Origin of the sequence: Virgibacillus ndiopensis, assembly GCF_900187325.1 — a bacterium.
GTDB classification, from domain to species: Bacteria; Bacillota; Bacilli; order Bacillales; family Amphibacillaceae; genus Virgibacillus_E; species Virgibacillus_E ndiopensis.
This window is the reverse complement of sequence record NZ_FZMZ01000005.1, coordinates 786,143-803,412: the sequence shown is the minus strand read 5'-3', so window position 1 is coordinate 803,412 and position 17,270 is coordinate 786,143. Positions and strand designations below refer to the sequence as shown.

19 protein-coding genes are annotated in these 17,270 nt (G+C 34.3%); 13 read left to right on the top strand and 6 right to left on the bottom strand.

Going from position 1 to position 17,270, the window contains the following annotated elements; genetic code table 11:
* Positions 1–4: 4 nt before the first annotated feature.
* From CS937_RS11435 to sda, 4 genes are all read right to left on the bottom strand, one after another.
* Positions 5–1,480, bottom strand: a complete 1,476-nt coding sequence (locus tag CS937_RS11435; RefSeq protein ID WP_099158579.1) for a Na+/H+ antiporter subunit D — start codon at positions 1,478–1,480, stop codon at positions 5–7.
* On the bottom strand, positions 1,473–1,820 hold the full coding sequence (locus CS937_RS11430) for a Na(+)/H(+) antiporter subunit C (protein ID WP_099158578.1): 348 nt from the start codon (positions 1,818–1,820) through the stop codon (positions 1,473–1,475). Before CS937_RS11430 ends, CS937_RS11435 begins: the two co-directional genes overlap by 8 nt.
* Complete coding sequence (locus CS937_RS11425; RefSeq protein WP_099158577.1) at positions 1,821–4,160, bottom strand: Na+/H+ antiporter subunit A; 2,340 nt, start codon at positions 4,158–4,160, stop codon at positions 1,821–1,823.
* A gap of 347 nt (positions 4,161–4,507) precedes the next feature.
* Positions 4,508–4,648, bottom strand: coding sequence for a sporulation histidine kinase inhibitor Sda (gene sda / locus CS937_RS11420; RefSeq protein ID WP_099158576.1), 141 nt, complete (start codon positions 4,646–4,648; stop codon positions 4,508–4,510).
* Between the two features lie 441 nt (positions 4,649–5,089).
* Here sda and CS937_RS11415 point away from each other — a divergent pair, with 441 nt between their 5' ends.
* The 11 genes from CS937_RS11415 (at position 5,090) to CS937_RS11365 (ending at position 13,786) form a co-directional block, all read left to right on the top strand.
* Positions 5,090–5,605, top strand: coding sequence for a YqeG family HAD IIIA-type phosphatase (locus tag CS937_RS11415; RefSeq protein ID WP_099158575.1), 516 nt, complete (start codon positions 5,090–5,092; stop codon positions 5,603–5,605).
* Between the two features lie 2 nt (positions 5,606–5,607).
* Entirely contained in the window at positions 5,608–6,705 is a 1,098-nt protein-coding gene (gene yqeH / locus CS937_RS11410; protein ID WP_099158574.1) for a ribosome biogenesis GTPase YqeH, read from the top strand.
* Between the two features lie 19 nt (positions 6,706–6,724).
* A complete protein-coding gene (gene aroE / locus CS937_RS11405; protein WP_099158573.1) occupies positions 6,725–7,570 on the top strand; it encodes a shikimate dehydrogenase in 846 nt (281 codons plus the stop codon).
* Between the two features lie 6 nt (positions 7,571–7,576).
* Positions 7,577–7,867: a ribosome assembly RNA-binding protein YhbY gene (yhbY, locus tag CS937_RS11400; protein WP_099158572.1), complete on the top strand. Its 291-nt coding sequence runs from the start codon at positions 7,577–7,579 to the stop codon at positions 7,865–7,867.
* Positions 7,868–7,889: 22 nt separating this feature from the next.
* Positions 7,890–8,459 carry a nicotinate-nucleotide adenylyltransferase gene (locus CS937_RS11395; protein WP_099158571.1) on the top strand — a complete coding sequence of 190 codons (570 nt, stop codon included), beginning with the start codon at positions 7,890–7,892 and terminating at the stop codon, positions 8,457–8,459.
* The gene (yqeK, locus tag CS937_RS11390) at positions 8,446–9,021 is read left to right on the top strand and encodes a bis(5'-nucleosyl)-tetraphosphatase (symmetrical) YqeK (protein ID WP_099158570.1); all 576 of its coding nucleotides are present in this window, start codon (positions 8,446–8,448) and stop codon (positions 9,019–9,021) included. Before CS937_RS11395 ends, yqeK begins: the two co-directional genes overlap by 14 nt.
* Positions 9,022–9,378 carry a ribosome silencing factor gene (rsfS, locus tag CS937_RS11385; RefSeq protein ID WP_099158569.1) on the top strand — a complete coding sequence of 119 codons (357 nt, stop codon included), beginning with the start codon at positions 9,022–9,024 and terminating at the stop codon, positions 9,376–9,378.
* Between the two features lie 4 nt (positions 9,379–9,382).
* Complete coding sequence (locus CS937_RS11380) at positions 9,383–10,138, top strand: class I SAM-dependent DNA methyltransferase (RefSeq protein ID WP_099158568.1); 756 nt, start codon at positions 9,383–9,385, stop codon at positions 10,136–10,138.
* 117 nt (positions 10,139–10,255) lie between these two features.
* Positions 10,256–10,846 (top strand): helix-hairpin-helix domain-containing protein, encoded by a 591-nt coding sequence (locus tag CS937_RS11375; protein ID WP_245835734.1) that lies wholly within the window; start codon positions 10,256–10,258, stop codon positions 10,844–10,846.
* 67 nt (positions 10,847–10,913) lie between these two features.
* Positions 10,914–11,477 carry a ComE operon protein 2 gene (locus tag CS937_RS11370; protein ID WP_099158567.1) on the top strand — a complete coding sequence of 188 codons (564 nt, stop codon included), beginning with the start codon at positions 10,914–10,916 and terminating at the stop codon, positions 11,475–11,477.
* 23 nt (positions 11,478–11,500) lie between these two features.
* On the top strand, positions 11,501–13,786 hold the full coding sequence (locus CS937_RS11365) for a DNA internalization-related competence protein ComEC/Rec2 (protein ID WP_099158566.1): 2,286 nt from the start codon (positions 11,501–11,503) through the stop codon (positions 13,784–13,786).
* Between the two features lie 119 nt (positions 13,787–13,905).
* Here the strand turns inward: CS937_RS11365 and CS937_RS11360 are convergent, their stop codons facing one another.
* Positions 13,906–14,040, bottom strand: a complete 135-nt coding sequence (locus CS937_RS11360; RefSeq protein WP_099158565.1) for a YqzM family protein — start codon at positions 14,038–14,040, stop codon at positions 13,906–13,908.
* Positions 14,041–14,344: 304 nt separating this feature from the next.
* Here CS937_RS11360 and holA point away from each other — a divergent pair, with 304 nt between their 5' ends.
* The gene (gene holA, locus CS937_RS11355; protein WP_099158564.1) at positions 14,345–15,367 is read left to right on the top strand and encodes a DNA polymerase III subunit delta; all 1,023 of its coding nucleotides are present in this window, start codon (positions 14,345–14,347) and stop codon (positions 15,365–15,367) included.
* A gap of 215 nt (positions 15,368–15,582) precedes the next feature.
* On the opposite strand, the gene rpsT is transcribed toward holA, so the two are convergent.
* Positions 15,583–15,849 (bottom strand): 30S ribosomal protein S20, encoded by a 267-nt coding sequence (gene rpsT, locus CS937_RS11350; RefSeq protein ID WP_099158563.1) that lies wholly within the window; start codon positions 15,847–15,849, stop codon positions 15,583–15,585.
* Between the two features lie 275 nt (positions 15,850–16,124).
* Here rpsT and gpr point away from each other — a divergent pair, with 275 nt between their 5' ends.
* A complete protein-coding gene (gene gpr, locus CS937_RS11345) occupies positions 16,125–17,222 on the top strand; it encodes a GPR endopeptidase (protein ID WP_099158562.1) in 1,098 nt (365 codons plus the stop codon).
* The last annotated feature ends 48 nt before the right edge of the window (positions 17,223–17,270 follow it).

Sequence of the window (17,270 nt, the reverse complement as noted above, 5' to 3'; positions counted from 1 at the left end):
TTCATTACTCCTTTAAAACAGAATCAATATAAACTTCTGGATCGAGTAGATAGGTTGAAATCGTGTCGATTGATGGATAAATAAATTCTGCTCCTATACCTAGAATAACAGAAAATGCTAACAAGAATACAACTGGTCCCACGAATCCTTTTGTAGGTTTCTTTACAAAGGATTCGTCCTTTTCACCCCAAAAGCCTTGGATAAATATTTTCATAATAGAATACAGGATCAAAAGACTCGATAGTAAACCTAAGACGACAATCACAATTTCGTCATTTGTTAATGCACCTTTTAATAACAATAGTTTTCCGATAAATCCACTAAATGGTGGGACGCCTGCCAGAATAAAGGCGGAAACAAACAATAGCCATCCAAGGACAGGATAATAATGAATTAGACCACTAAATTTCCGAAGATCAGATGTACCAGCGACATATGCTATCGTTCCAACAAGTAAAAATAGGGCACATTTGATGATCATATCGTGAACTAAGTAGTAAACTGCACCACTCATAGCATCCTGATTAAACACACCGATTCCCATGATGATAAACCCAATGGCCGGAATAATGTTATAGGCTACAATCAATTTAATATTGGATGTAGATAATGCTCCGATAATCCCAAAGATCATCGATAAACCAGCAAACCAGATAAATGCATGATGTGTTAAGTCTAGCTTATAGACAAAAATTAATGAGAATACTCGTAATATCGAATAGATCCCGACTTTCGTCAACAATGCTCCGAACAATGCGGAGACAACAGGATTTGGTACGATATAGGATTTAGGCATCCAATAGTATAATGGAAATAGCGCTGCCTTTGTTGCAAAAACAAAAAACAGTAGCACAGCAATGGTTGTTAAAATGCCTTTTTGATCAACCTCTTGAACACGCTCAGCAATATGAGCCATATTTACTGTACCAACTACAGAATATAGAAAAGCTACAGCCGTTACGAATAAAACAGACGAGAATAGATTAATTAACACATACTTGATCGATTCTCGTAATTGAACCTTCCCTCCGCCTAAAACGATAAGTGCATAGGAAGCCATCAATAAAACTTCAAAGAAAACAAATAGGTTAAAGAGATCCCCTGTTAAAAACGCACCAGATACCCCAGTAATTAAAAAGAAGAAAAACGCGTAAAAATAATGTGTCTCTTCTTTTATATTCATCGAGTGGGAAGCATAAAAAGCACATGCTGTTGCAACGATATTTGTAGTTAGTACGAGCGTAATTGCAAGTGGATCAGCTACTAATATGATTCCATACGGTGCTTCCCAGCCACCAGTTTCTAAAATAATGGAACCTTCGTTAAAAACAATCCAAGTAATATATGAAACTAACCCTAAGTTACCAATGGTTAGAATCCGTGTTAACCATCTGGAAACAGTTACTTTTTTATGAAAAAAAGCTAGGATGATTCCTGATATTAATGGGATGATAATAGGCAGTACTGCTAAATTACTCATTTTCTTCACCCCTCAATTGTGCCATGTCATCCGTTTTATTTTCATTTATTGTTCGATAGGTTAGAACCAACAGCAAACTTGTAATACCAAAGCTAATAACGATCGATGTTAAAATTAAAGCCTGTGGCAATGGATCTACATATTTCTCAATTTCATGAATCCCATCTATTAAAATAGGTGGTTTTCTATCCTTTAATCCGCCCATCGTTAAAATAAACAAATGGGCACCATGAGATAGAAGTACTGTTCCGATAATGATTCTGAGTATTTGTTTTTGCAGTAAATTATAGATTGCTGTAGCAAAAAGTATACCTGCAAGGATTGAAATAATAATTTCCATTTATTCTGCCTCCTTATTTTTCTTTAATTTAACGAGGCTAAATATAGCGAGTGCAGCAATCCCTAATACGGTAATTTCAAACAAGGTATCGAAGCCACGCATGTCTACAAGAATAACGTTTACTATATTATGTCCGCCGCCTAATTTGTATGATGTTTCGATAAAGTAGTCGGCGATAGAATCAAACCATTTACTACTATGTGCAGAAATTCCGATAATTGTCATTAATGCTCCAAACCCAACCGAAATAATAATATTAATGGATTTTGAACTTTTCGTCTCATCTCGTTTACGAAGTTTGGGCATGTGATAGAAACAAAGTAAAAATAATACTACAGATACTGTTTCGATTACTAACTGTGTTAATGCTAAATCCGGTGCTCGATATATCACAAAAAGAACTGCAACCCCGTACCCCACAACACCAGCTATTAAAATGATAGCTACGTTGTTTCTAGCAAAAATGGTTCCAATTGCTGCAACGATCATGATAAAAACAACAGACACTTCAATAACCCTTACGTCTGCTAAATTATCAAATTGGATAGTTACACCGCCTGTAGCAAACATTGTAATGAAAGTAAGCGTAAGCGTAACACCAAGTATGATGGCGACATATAGTCTTAATGAACCTGTCATGTATTGTTTCGTTATGCCTTTTGATACGGAATTTAGTTTTTCTAATACGATATCATACAGCTTGAATAAGCTAAGTTTCCCAGGTATGAAGCGATATACTCCTGCCCACTTTTTTCGAGTCAATGTAAGAACAATACCAATTCCTACAACAGTTAGAGACATTATTAATGGAGTTTTCCATCCATGCCAAAAAAGGATATGTAGCTCTTCTGCTACCGTACCCTTGACTGCATCAGCAGCATGAGCAAGAAATGTACCATTGACTAAATTCGGAAATAGTCCAATTACGATGACACCCAAAACCAAGATGATAGGCGAAATTAACATGCCTATCGGTGCTTCATGAGGCTTTTTCGGTAAAAGGCTAAGCTGGTTTTTCCCTCCAAAAACCCCGAAAAAGAAATACATCGAATAAACGAATGTAAAGATACTTCCGAAAACTGCTAAATATGGTATAACTTGTACAAGAAATTCCGCAAATGAACTTAATCCATTACTTGTTAAGTGAATACTGGAATCAAAGAATAATTCTTTACTATAAAACCCATTTAAAAATGGCAATGGGATACCTGCCATTGAGAAGGTTCCAAATAAAGCAAGTGTTGCTGTCATCGGCATGAATGTGAGTAAGCCACCAAGTTTTCTGATATCTCTAGTTCCTGTTTCATGGTCAACTATCCCCGCAACCATAAATAGACTTCCTTTAAAGGTAGCATGATTTAAAATATGGAATACAGCAGCATAAATTGCTAGATCTGTACCAAATCCAAGCATCGCCATGATCATTCCTAATTGACTAATCGTTGAAAATGCAAGGATGGCTTTTAAGTCAGTTTGTCTGACAGCCATATATGATCCCCAGCATAATGTTATAATCCCAACAATGCTTACAATGATGAAAAACCATTCATAGCTAGAGAAAATAGGAGAAAATCGTGCTACTAAAAACAATCCAGCTTTTACCATTGTTGCTGAATGTAAGTAAGCACTAACAGGTGTCGGCGCTTCCATTGCATCTGGTAACCAAATATGGAATGGAAATTGTGCAGACTTTGTAAATGCTCCCAATAAAAGCAATACTAATATAAAAGGCAAATATGTACTGTTCAAAATAATATCTTTTTGCTCGATCATGGATTGAATGCTAGTTGTATCAGTTATGACAGATAACAATATAAAAGCACCAAACATGCTTAAACCGCCAAATACAGTAATGAGCATTGATTTTAATGCTCCGTATCGTGAACGTTCATTGAAATGCCAATATCCAATTAATAAAAAGGATGAAATGGATGTCAGTTCCCAAAATGTATAAAGCACATATATATTGTCTGACAGAACAACACCTAGCATTGCTGCCATAAACATCAATAAATAGACATAAAAATGGCCAAGACGTTCATCTTTGCCTAAATAATAGATAGAATATAAAACAACAAGTGCACCAATACCACTAATTAATAACACAAATAACAAACTTAGTCCGTCTAGATAAAAGTTGAAGTTTACTCCAAGAGACGGAATCCAATTAATTGTTTGTTTCATTGTGGTAAAATCGGAACCTACAAATTGTATGTAATATAGAAAAATAACAAAGGGAATGAAAAATATAAAGATACCAGTATGTATTTTATCTTTGAGTTTACTTATTAATGGAACAAAACAAGCAAGTAGAAGTGGTATTAAGACTGTAAATATCATTTCATTGGATTCCTCCTAAGTATTAAAGTATAGCTTTTCCAATCATATATAATTTACTAGAAATTTTATATATGAAGATGTTTTTCGAGGATTGAATTACTTAAACAATAATCTGAGGTTTAGGTAAGGAAGGATAAAATGAAATTGGAATTCTACCCTACCATAGCAATAATCTTCTAAACATATTATATAGTTAAAAGTCATTTGCATAAAGTTTTTATAAAAAGATTTTCAAAGGATAGCTTATCATATTATGGGTGCATAAAAAATAAAAAACCCCTATCATTCATAAAAATGACAAGAGTTAACAAAATGATACACGTTTTAATGTTGTTGTTGAAGCTTAATTAACTGGAACACTTTATTTTATGGGTTAACGATCTTTTTTGAATTTCTTCTTCAATCAGGTAAAGAAAGTCCGGGCTTAAATTTAATTCATTTGCTTTATAATAAGATTCCAACAACAGTTCATCCGACAAATGCTCCATAAAATTAAGCCTCCTATAAATAGTTAAATCAATGTTTTTAAGGTTATTAATAATTTACCATGAATGAAATGGTAGAACAAGGTAGTAGTTATCTACAGTGACCTGTAGATAACTTGTGTATAAAACGCTTAAAACTATCCTAAATGTTGGTATACAAGTGTGGATATTGTTGATAAAGTTATCCACAATGCAAAAAATGATAGAATTTGTCGAACGGTTTTTCAAAAATATACCCTTTTTATTGCATATTTGTGAAAAGCTGACGTAATATTACAAATTTCAATTTTGCTTTATTAATGTACAAAGTTATTATAGGATTGATGTATAATGGATCTTTGTTGTAATGTGGTTGTTTTAGATAATACTAAGTAGTAAAAGATTTTACCCAAAAATCACCACGTTGAAACGTATATTTGAAGAGAAAATAATGAGGTGTGACAGTTGTTAAAGAAGTTTTTACCAAATGAGCATGTGAAAAGTATTTTTGAAATTCATCCTGATAATTTAAAACTAAAGGGTATAAAAGGGATTATTACGGATTTGGACAATACGCTTGTTGCATGGGATGTAAAGGATGCAACACCTGAAATAGTTCAATGGTTTAAGTTAATGAAGGAACATGATATTAAAGTCACTATAATTTCGAATAATAATCAAGAGCGAGTAAAGTTTTTTTCAGAACCATTGGATACACCGTATGTATTTAGTGCAAGAAAACCATTAAGTAGGGCGTTTAAAACGGCAGCTAAAGAAATGAAATTAAAAAAAACAGAGATCGTTGTTGTTGGTGATCAATTGCTAACAGATGTGTTGGGTGGAAATTTTGCTGGATTTTACACTATATTAGTTGTACCAATTGTTCAAACTGATGGTAAAATGACAAGAATCAATCGTAAAATAGAACGAAGAATTCTAAATTATATGCGAAGAAAAGGAAAAGTTACTTGGGAGGAATAATGTTGGAGAATATTAACTGTCAGGGTTGTGGTGTGCAAATCCAGACATCTAAACCTAAGGAACTTGGGTATACACCAAGTTCAGCACTTACGAAGGAAACGGTTTTGTGTCAACGTTGCTTTAGGCTTAAACATTATAATGAAATACAAGCTGTGTCTGTAACAGATGATGATTTTTTAGAAACGGTAAGTGAGATTAGAGATACAAACAGTTTAGTCGTTCACATTATTGATATATTTGATGTGAGTGGAAGTTTGGTAAAAAGTCTACCTCGAATTACAGGGAATAATCCTATCCTGTTGGTTGGGAACAAAATGGACCTACTACCAAAATCAACAAACAAGCGAAAATTGATGCAATGGCTTCGTTCTTCAGCAAAAGATGCAGGAATTAATGTTTCAGATGTACATCTGATATCCTCTGTTAAGGGACATGGTATAGATGAACTGAAGGAAGCAATTGAGACGCATAGGGATAAGCAGGATGTTTATGTTGTAGGCACAACGAATGTTGGTAAATCTACCTTGATAAATCGTTTAATTAAGGATTCGTCTGGTTTGAGCGATGTTATTACGACATCTTATTTTCCAGGAACGACGCTTGGCTTTATTGAAATACCTTTAGACGATGAAACAGCGTTAATTGACACCCCTGGTATCGTTAATAAACAACAGATTGCACATTATATATCAGAGCAAGATTTAAAGGTCATTACACCTCACAAGGAAATTAAACCAAGAATCTATCAGATAAATAGTAAGCAAACGTTATTTTTTGGTGGTCTTGGTCGTTTAGATTTTGTTAAGGGTGATAAACAGTCGTTCGTATGTTATTTTTCAAACCAATTATCCATTCACCGTACGAAACTGGAGAATGCTGATAAGCTATATGAAGAACATATGGGTGAACTATTATCCCCACCAAGTCAGGAGACACTGGAACAGCTCCCTGAACTTACGGAAAGTACTTTTCGGATAAATAATGAGAAAGTTGATATAGTATTTCCAGGATTAGGTTGGGTTAGTGTGGATGGTAATGTCACTGTGACCGCTCATAGTCCAAAGGGTGTAGCTGTTTCTAAACGAATAGCCTTGATTTAGTTTTTGGGGAGGGGTATCAATGAATTATCAATTCGCGTTGATTGGTTATCCGATAAAACACTCATTATCACCATGGATTCACGAACAATTTTTAAAAAAGTCTGGTTTAAAAGGTTCTTATTCAATTATGGAAATAAATCCTGACGATTCGTTTGATGAAAAAATTACAGAAATTAAAAAAAGTCAAATTAACGGATTCAACGTTACTGTACCATATAAAAAACGAATTATTCCTTTTTTGGATGAGTTAGATGAACAGGCAAGAGAAATTGGAGCAGTGAACACAGTAGTATATAGAAATGGTAAATGGATTGGATATAATACAGATGGAAGTGGATATGTACGTGCATTTGAAAATAAATACCCTGAAGTTTTGTCTAATCCTAAGAATAATATATTGTTAATTGGTGCTGGCGGAGCTGCAAGAGGGATATATCATGCATTAACAACCACTGGGTGTCATCATGTTGACATTGCAAATCGTACAAAATCAAGTGCTGTAGAAATAGCTCGCTTGAAAAAGGAGCCAACCAAGACAGCTTTTCTTACAATGGGTGAAGTGAGACAGAATTTTGATTATTACGATGTTGTTATTCAAACAACATCTGTTGGTATGAAACCTAATCAGGATAAATGTATTGTACATGTTAATCGGGTTAAACCGAATAGCATTATTAGTGATATTGTATATCAACCGATCATGACTACTTTTTTAAAACAGACAGAACGATTAGGTGCAAGAATTCATTTTGGACATACGATGCTGTTATATCAAGCGCAATATGCATTTGAAATATGGACAAACCAATATGTCCATATTGACGAGATGGATGATGAATTACAGGATATTTTAGAAGGAAGGTAATCAATAATGTTAACAGGTAAACAGAAACGTTTTTTACGCTCAGAGGCACATCACTTAAAACCGATTTTTCAAGTAGGTAAAACTGGTGTAAATGAAAATATGATTGAACAAATAAACGAAGCATTAGAGAAACGAGAATTAATCAAAGTAAGTATTTTACAAAATTGCTTAGAAGATAAAGATGATGTTGCTGTACAAATAGCGGAAGGAACAAAAGCTGAAGTCGTACAAATCATAGGGAATAATATTGTGCTATATAAGGAGTCTAAGGAAAACAAACACATTAAACTGCCGTAAATGTACTATAAAGGAGTTTGTTATGAAACGTGTTGGGATTTTGGGGGGGACATTTGATCCTCCTCATTTAGGGCATTTGATAATTGCTGAAGAAGTACGGAATGAACTTCTCTTAGATGAGGTTTGGTTTATTCCGTCATATGAACCACCACATAAGCAAAAGGCAAGTACAAGCTCAAGTGACCGGATAACGATGGTTCAATTGGCAATTGCTAATAACGCAGCTTTTAAGATGAATACAATTGAGATTGAGCGGTTAGGAAAATCCTATACGTTTGATACAATGAATATATTGAATGATACATACCCAGATACTACTTTTTATTTTATTATCGGTGCTGACATGGTTGAATATTTGCCGCATTGGAATCGAATAAATGAATTAATAAAAATAGTGAATTTTGTTGGTGTAAAACGTCCTGGGTTTCATTTAAAAACGGAATATTCGATTCAAAAAATAGACATACCAATGATTGATATTTCATCTACTCTAATAAGGGATCGTCTTTCGGCGAATAAGTCGGTAAAATATTTAATTCCCCAAAGAGTGGAAACTTACATTAAGGGGAAACGGTTGTATGAAAATAAATGATGCTACTGAAGCAGTAAAGCAACAGTTGACTGAAAAGAGATTTGAACATACGTTACGAGTTGCTGAAACAGCTGTAGATCTTGCTAAGAAAAATAATATTTCAGAAGAAAAGGCTGAATTTGCTGCTGTTTTTCATGACTATGCGAAATTTCGCTCGCTAGAAGAAATGAAAAGGTGGATTTTAAGTAGTTCGCTTCCAAACGATTTATTGCACTACCATCATGAGTTATGGCATGCACCGGTTGGGGCAATTTTAGTAAGAGAAGAGCAAGGGATTAAAGATAAAGAATTACTTGGAGCTATTCATTACCACACAACAGGAAGAGCTCATATGAGTGTACTGGAAAAAGTTATCTTTCTAGCTGATTATATTGAACCTGGGAGATCATTTCCTGGGTTAGATGAGGTTCGCGAAATGGCACAGGTTGATCTGGATCATGCATGTTGGTTAACGTCTAGAAACACAATTGAATTTTTAATGCGGAAAAAGTCACGTATTTACCCAGATACTTTTCATGCATACAATGATTTAACGACAAGTTTAAACGGAGGTAACGAATAGATGAAGACATTGGAAGTTATAGAAACAATAGCAGAAGCATGTGATGATAAACGAGCGGAAAATATAATTGCATTAGATATGAAAGAAGTATCATTAGTTGCGGATTATTTTTTAATCTGTCATGGTTCAAATGAACGACAAGTTCAAGCGATTGCAAGAGCTATAAAAGAATCGGTTGAAGAAGAAGGAATCACAATTAAACGTCTTGAAGGGTTTGAACAGGCTAGGTGGGTATTAGTCGATGCAGGTGATATTGTTTGTCATATTTTTCATAAAGATGAACGGTCCTATTATAATTTGGAGCGTCTATGGGGAGATGCCTCTAGAATACAATTGAGTATTGGTCAAGAGGGATAACCAAATGGCATATCAGCAAATGGCTAATTTATACGATCAGCTTATGGGAGATGCGCCATATGATCAATGGTTGAATTTTACAAAAGAAATTTTCCGACGTTCTGGTAAAACAATTAATCATATAGCTGATCTAGGCTGTGGAACGGGGCAAATAACCACAAGACTTGCGCAAGCAGGATTTGACACAATAGGGATCGATTATTCTGTTGACATGCTAAGCTATGCACAACAACGTTCAAGTGCAGAAAGCCTGCCTATTCAATGGATTCATCAAGACTTACGCGAGCTTGAAGGCCATACGGGACTTGATGCGGTTGTAAGCTATTGTGATGTGATAAATTATATAACAACAAAGGGAGAGTTGACTCTGGTTTTTAACAATATTTTCAAAATGTTAAGACCTGGTGGGATGTTTATTTTTGATGTTCATTCTATGTATCATGTAAAAAACAATTTTGTCCAAAAAACCTTCGCGGATGTAAATGATGATATTTCTTATATATGGTTTTGTTCTGCCGGAGATGAAATAGGTGAGATGTATCATGATTTAACGTTTTTCGTTGCCGATGGGGATAAATATGTTCGGTTTGAAGAAGAACATCATCAGCGGACATATTCAGTTGATTTTTACAACGATTTACTAGAGGCAGCTGGTTTTAAAATTCAAAACTTGTATGGTGATTTTTCATTAAAGCAAGAAAGTGTACACGAAAAGACAGAAAGAATTTTCTTTGTTTGTGAAAAAAGATCGGGAAAATAAAACTTTCTCGATCTTTAAATTTTGACAAGGAAATTTGAGATTAATGTCGAATTATAGTATTAACCCCTCGATTTATAATTTTCTCCGTTTGTCACCTCCAAATAAGGATGCGATTCTATGATAGTTGAATTACTCAAGAAAAGTATGTTTTTTATATTGATTGGCGTTGGTATCATTATTTTCTTATTCATAAATAATGATGACAACAAGACCTCTACATCTGAATTCTCCCCAAATTTAGATACTCAAAAATCAGTTCCAAAAAGCAATGAGCAAGAAAATGAAAAAGGTATTGCAATTGTAGATGTTAAAGGTGAGGTTTTACATCCTGGTGTGTATGAAATTAGTACTGCATCCCGTGTGAATGATGTTATTGAGATGGCGGGGGATTTTACGGAACAAGCAGATCAAACGATGGTAAATCTTGCTCAAAAGGTTCAAGATGAAATGATTATCATCATCCCCAAGGTAGGAGAAGTAGAGGCTAGTGCAAGTAAAGGTGGAGAAGCTAGCAAAAAGGTAAGAATTAATTATGCAACACAAGAAGAAATTGAAAGTTTAAATGGAATTGGACCGTCCAAAGCACAGGCGATTCTTCAATATCGCGAGGAAAATGGTTATTTTCAAACAGTGGATGATTTACTTAATGTATCTGGCATTGGTGCAAAAACATTAGATAATTTAAAAGAGGATATTCAAATACCTTAGCGAATTGACTAAAAATAAAGAATCAATGTAAACTTAACTAGACAATAGAGAAAAGGGGCTTTATGACATGGAGAGGATTTCTTGGGATCAATATTATATGGCTCAAAGTCATTTATTAGCATTAAGAAGTACTTGTACAAGATTGATGGTCGGAGCAACGATTGTTAGGGACAAACGGATTATTGCAGGTGGATATAATGGTAGTGTCTCTGGAAGTGTACACTGCATTGATGAAGACTGTTATGTGATTGATGGACATTGTGTACGTACTGTTCATGCTGAAGCGAATGCATTATTACAATGCGCAAAATTCGGGGTACCAACAGATGGTGCTGAAATCTATGTAACCCATTTTCCTTGCTTACAGTGCTGTAAACAAATAATCCAGAGTGGAATTAAAAAGGTTTATTATGCAGAGGATTATAAAAACCACCCATATGCAGTAGAATTGTTCTCGGAAGCAGGAGTCAAAACACAAAAAGTGGGATTAAGTGATTTGGCAATTGATTCGGAATATGAAGCCAAAGCGGAATTTGTTAAAGACTTACTTGATAAATTAGATTCTGTTCAAGTTGATCGTAACCAAGTTAAAAGTATGAAAGAAGAGGCAAGACAGCTATTTAAAATTTAATGATGGTAAGGTGAATATAAAAGGTGAAAGGGTATTGGCATTTCCCTGCAATTGCAGTTGTAATGAGTATAGTAACAATTATATTTAGTAAATGGTTTATTGCGGGATTTCTCATATGGCTACTATTTTTGCATTATAAACAACGGTTAGGGAGGATACCAATTCTGGTCTCCTTAGCCTTCTTCCTCTTTTTTTACTTCTACATACCAACTATTGAGTCGCTTGAAAAGATTATGCCGTCTGGCAATGAAACGAGTACAATAGGAAAGATTAGTGGGAATGTAATTAATACACCTAAAAGAGTGGAATTTGTAATTCAGGAACATTCTTTAAAAAATAAAATCCTCGTCATTTACTTCAAAGGCAAGAAAAAACAGTTATCCAATCAGCAACTGAAAAAATTAAAACATGGAGCACTATGTAAAATTAACGGTGAATTAGAGCTTCCGGACAGAAGCACAAATCCAAGACAGTTTAACTATCGAAACTATTTATTATCACAAGGGATTTCCCTGCAATTAACAGCGAATTCTCTCAATGATATGGTCTGTGAAGGCTCATCAACGTTTAGCAAGTTTTATACAATCCGAAACAATTTAATTGATCACGTTACCGAAAATGTGAGTCCAACAACAGCAGCTTGGTTAAATGCATTGGTACTGGGAGATGATTCGGCACTTGATGATTCTACCACAGAATTATTTCAACGTTGGGGTTTGTCCCATATTTTAGCTATATCAGGCTTGCATGTGGGGTTATTTATTTCGTTGCTTTATTTTATTATGATTAGGTCTACATTATTTACAGTTGAGAGAGCACAATGGCTCATAATAATATTTTTACCTTTTTATGCGTTAATTGCTGGTGGGGAACCATCGGTGTGGCGAGCCAGTACAATGGTTGTATTATTTATAGTTTTGAATAAATTTAACATAAAATTTAGTGTTACAGATGTATTAAGTATCGTGTTTTTACTTCTTATTCTGTTGGATAATTATATTATCTATAATATCGGATTCCAATTTTCTTTTTTAGTAACATTTGGTTTACTTCTATCCAAACAGTGGTTCTCTCAAATAAATTCATCATTTTTTACTGTTTTAAAAATTAGTTTCGTGGCACAAATGATGATTCTTCCTCTTCAGCTGTCTTATTTTTACACATTCCAACCTTTATCGATTTTATTAAATGTATTAATTGTTCCGTATTTTTCTTTATTCGTTATACCGTTAATGTTTATGTTGTTATTTTTTTCATCGTTTACCGGATATATTACACAAGTAATCGACTCCTTTTTCATACATGTTCATAACATGGTCCTATCTGTTATTCAATATATCGATTCAATTGCCTACTTTCCATGGATTATCGGAACGATCTCTATCTTTAGCGGTATGTTGTATTATGCATTATTAGTTCTATTCATGAACTATACGCAAACTAAATCAGCAAAGCAGGCATTTAGATATGGCTGTTGTATTAGCCTTTTATTGATAGTGTTGTCAATAAGACCTTATTTTTCTCCAATTGGATCTGTAACGATGCTTGATATTGGTCAAGGCGATTCTTTTGTTATTGAATTACCTTACCGGAAAGCAGTTATTTTTATTGATGCGGGCGCAACATTTTCTTATGAGGACAATAAGGCAACTGATAAAAATTATAATCAAATAATCAAGCCTTATTTATATTCTAGAGGTATTTCAAAGATAGACACAATTTTTCTGTCACATGAGGATGTTGATCATATCGGGAGTGTAAAATTTATGATTGACAATATGGACGTGGAAAATGTAACGATGAGTAAATATTTTCAGCTTGATGAAACAACAGAAGCGAGGTGGAGGGACAGAGGGACTGAGATAAAACGTATACAAAAAGGGGACGATATTACAATAGAAAATCAACTGTTTTCCGTACTTTCACCAAGATCTAATAAAGGTTTAACAAATGACAATTCGCTTGTTCTATTTACGGAATTGGGTGGATACAAGTGGTTATTTACAGGTGATGTTGGAAAGGAAATTGAAAAAGAAATAATAACGAACTATCCAAATTTAAGTGTTGACGTTCTTAAAGTTTCCCATCATGGAAGTAATACATCAACAGACAAAAGCTTTCTGGAACATATAAACCCTAAATATGCACTAATCTCTGTGGGGAAGAAAAATTCCTACGGTCATCCTTCAAAAGAGGTACTGTCTGTACTGGAGAATAAAAATATAATGGTTTATCGTACGGATTATAATGGGGCAGTTAGATATCAATTTAATAAAGAACAAGGAACATTTCTGAAGTATTTACCATAGTCTATAAATAAACATAAAAGCAAAAAGAGACTGGTTTTGTCAGTCTCTTTATTATACATCGTATTATATGTGTTTGAATAAAACAAAAGTCTCTATGTCCATTATAAAATATAAGCTAATTATTTCCCTATTACGCTAATAGCAGCACCAATCGCAAAAATTAGGACAAAGAATACAAATGAGAAACCAAAGCCTTTCATGGAATCAACTACATCATTATTTTTTGATTGTACGTCTTTTTCAAATTCGTTCACAGCTACCCCTCCTATATCCATTTTAGTATAAAATAAATACGTTAAAAAATCCACTTATGAACGAAAAAGTTCACAATTAATTATTCATCTCCATAATTAGAAAGAGTTAACATCTATAGTTTTTGCTTGAATGGTCAATCTATTAGTAAACAAACATCGTTTAAAATGTGGTTTCCTAGGGCCTTGTTTTAAGCGTTCATATAGATTTCAGAGGGAATTGTTAGCATCAATTCCCTCTAAATTTGCTTGCTATTCCATTGTATAGGTTTTACGATAATATATATACATAATTGGAGTGAATCGTATGACATATTTAGAAGTGTTAAAGCAAGTAAAGAATAAACAAATTTCACCAGTATATTTATTATATGGAACGGAAGCTTTTTTCATACAGAACTTAAAAAAGCAAATTACGAAAGCTGTATTACCAGCTGATGATTTTGAAAATTTATCTACATATGATTTGGCAGAAACTCCAATTCAAGAGGTTATTGCAGATGCGGAAACATACCCATTCTTTGGCGAAAAGAAATTAATTATTGCTCAAAACCCTACATTTTTAAAAGCAAAATCCGAAAAAGTACCGTTCGAGCATGATATAGATACACTACAAAATTATCTCACGCAACCGGTAGATTATAGTGTTATTGTGTTTATTGCAACCTATGAGAAAATTGATGAGCGGAAGAAAGTCAGTAAATTACTCAAAAAAAATGGAACAGTTGCAGTGTGTAATCCGATTAAAGAACACGATATTTCTAAATGGATTAAGACGCTTGCTGATAACTTGAAAATCACGATAGCACCTGATGCTTATGAAGTTCTTGAATTGGAACTTGCGGCAAACCTTCATCTGCTGCAAAGTGAAATATCCAAATTAGCATTGTTTGTTGGGGAAGGTGGAACAGTAACAAAAGATATTGCAGAGGACTTAATTTCACATACTTCCAATAGTTCTTCACTAAGACTTGTTGATGCGGTAATTGAAGGTAATTTACATAAAGCCATTTCCATTTTTAAAGACTTAGAAAAAATGAAAGAAGAACCAATTGCACTAATTGGGTTACTGGCATTTCAATTTCGTACGATATTACGGGTCAAATTATTAAAACAAAAAGGATATAGTCAGCCACAAATGCAGAAACAATTAGGGGCACATCCATATGTAATTAAGATAGCAATGGGAAGAGAACAAAGATTCACTACGCAAGCATTGCAAGAGATTTTGGATAAGTTGGCAAATGCAGATGCTACGATGAAACAAGGGAAAATGGAAAAGGATTTAGCATTTGAACTGTTATTATACGAATTAATTAAATCAAAATAATAAAGTGAAACTTCATTCAGTGGGGGTTTCGTTTCCTCCCGCACCGAATGTTAGTTGAACAGAATCGGACCTCTACGTGCAGTTAACCTCTACTTATCTTCCTATAATTTCTTTGTAATCTTGAAGTGGAGGGTTACTGCACGTTAAGGCGAGATAAATAAGTTATAACAAAAAAACGATCCTGAAATGGGATCGTTTTGTGTTTTTCAGAACTATTATGCACCAAGCTCATTTACTTGTTTTGCTAAACGGGACTTTTTACGGTTTCCGTTATTTTCATGAATAATTCCTTTTTGAACTGCTTTATCGATTTTTTTAGTAGCTGTAGCTAGAGCAGCTTTTGCATTTTCGATATCTTTTGATTCAACAAAACTTTCAACGCGTTTGATTTGAGAACGCATATCTGTTTTATATGTTTGATTTTGTACACGGTTATTATTATTTACAGTAACACGTTTGATTGCAGATTTAATATTAGCCATTGTTTCACCTCCTAAACAGACAACTTGCATATTACAGTTGTGAACAAGAGTCATTTTACCAAACGGACGACTTGTTTTCAATAGCTTTGTTGAAAGTCAAGGAAGTTAAATTTTTACCTATATGATGTTAGTGATAGAGTTAGTTGCGTCCAACTCAAGCGCCCATTGCCTACGCTTTTGTTTATAATGCACTATTTTGTATTTTTTTTACTGATTTTGTGAAGTCTATGGATAATGAGATAGTAACAGAATTCATCATGAAAGGGTGCACATATATGGAGAATAATGAAGATTTTCAAGTGCGGACAGATTTAGCTGTCGAAGCAAAGGACATGTACGTTGAAAAAAATAACGAGCAAAAAGACGATAATATAAATGGGGTAACAATAAAAGAACGTGAAGAAGACGGCATTAAAATATCCTATGTCGAAATTGATGATGAGGGTGCTAAGATAATAAATAAAAAGAAAGGTACTTATATTACGATATATGCAGATGGGGTAAAAAAACAGGATACGACAAGGCAAGAGTCTGCTGCCAAACTACTTGGAAAAGAATTAGAACAATTATTGAAAAAAAATAACCTTTCTACAGAAGCTACTGGTTTAATTGTCGGCTTAGGTAATTGGAACGTAACGCCTGATGCACTAGGACCAATGACTGTTGAAAAAGTACTTGTAACGAGTCATTTGTTTAAACTACAACACGAAACCGTGGCGGAGGGATACCGACCTGTAGCTGCAGTGACTCCTGGCGTAATGGGGGTTACTGGTATAGAAACAAGTGATATTATCTTTGGTATTGTTGAGAAATTTAATCCGGACTTTGTAATTGCAGTAGATGCACTAGCATCTAGGTCAATTGAGCGTGTTAATGAAACAATCCAGTTATCCGATTCCGGGATTCATCCGGGATCTGGTGTAGGCAATAAACGGAAGGAAATCAGCAAGGATACTTTAGGTATTCCTGTGGTTGCCATTGGTGTTCCTACAGTTGTAGACGCAGTCACGATTACTAGCGATACAATTGACTTTATTCTAAAACACTTTGGACGAGAATACCGGGAAAAAGACAATCCCTCCAAATCACTTACGCCAGGCGGCTTAGCGTTTGGCAAAAAAGAATTCAACGAAGATGATCTGCCCGATGAGGAAAAGCGTAAAACATTTATGGGAATCGTTGGAACTCTATCAGAAGCGGATAAAAAAGCGTTAATAAAAGAGGTATTAACACCTATAGGACACAATCTAATGGTTACGCCGAAAGAGGTTGATGGGTTTATGATAGACATGGCACATGTTATTGCTACTGGTGTTAATGCTGCCCTGCATGAAAAAGTTGATGTTAATAATCTCGAAGCGTTTTCACGATAATCTCGTATAGGTTCTATCATTTTTAAAAAATTAGAAGATTTTGTTCTA

Bases quoted from the DNA above. Each gene is read 5' to 3' on its own strand.
- CS937_RS11435 (WP_099158579.1), bottom strand. From the start codon at position 1,480: ATGAGTAATTTAGCAGTACTGCCTATTATCATCCCATTAATATCAGGA.
- CS937_RS11430 (WP_099158578.1), bottom strand. From the start codon at position 1,820: ATGGAAATTATTATTTCAATCCTTGCAGGTATACTTTTTGCTACAGCA.
- CS937_RS11425 (WP_099158577.1), bottom strand. From the start codon at position 4,160: ATGATATTTACAGTCTTAATACCACTTCTACTTGCTTGTTTTGTTCCA.
- sda (WP_099158576.1), bottom strand. From the start codon at position 4,648: ATGGAGCATTTGTCGGATGAACTGTTGTTGGAATCTTATTATAAAGCA.
- aroE (WP_099158573.1), top strand. From the start codon at position 6,725: ATGAATTATCAATTCGCGTTGATTGGTTATCCGATAAAACACTCATTA.
- yhbY (WP_099158572.1), top strand. From the start codon at position 7,577: ATGTTAACAGGTAAACAGAAACGTTTTTTACGCTCAGAGGCACATCAC.
- CS937_RS11395 (WP_099158571.1), top strand. From the start codon at position 7,890: ATGAAACGTGTTGGGATTTTGGGGGGGACATTTGATCCTCCTCATTTA.
- yqeK (WP_099158570.1), top strand. From the start codon at position 8,446: ATGAAAATAAATGATGCTACTGAAGCAGTAAAGCAACAGTTGACTGAA.
- rsfS (WP_099158569.1), top strand. From the start codon at position 9,022: ATGAAGACATTGGAAGTTATAGAAACAATAGCAGAAGCATGTGATGAT.
- CS937_RS11380 (WP_099158568.1), top strand. From the start codon at position 9,383: ATGGCATATCAGCAAATGGCTAATTTATACGATCAGCTTATGGGAGAT.
- CS937_RS11375 (WP_245835734.1), top strand. From the start codon at position 10,256: ATGATAGTTGAATTACTCAAGAAAAGTATGTTTTTTATATTGATTGGC.
- CS937_RS11370 (WP_099158567.1), top strand. From the start codon at position 10,914: ATGGAGAGGATTTCTTGGGATCAATATTATATGGCTCAAAGTCATTTA.
- holA (WP_099158564.1), top strand. From the start codon at position 14,345: ATGACATATTTAGAAGTGTTAAAGCAAGTAAAGAATAAACAAATTTCA.
- rpsT (WP_099158563.1), bottom strand. From the start codon at position 15,849: ATGGCTAATATTAAATCTGCAATCAAACGTGTTACTGTAAATAATAAT.
- gpr (WP_099158562.1), top strand. From the start codon at position 16,125: ATGGAGAATAATGAAGATTTTCAAGTGCGGACAGATTTAGCTGTCGAA.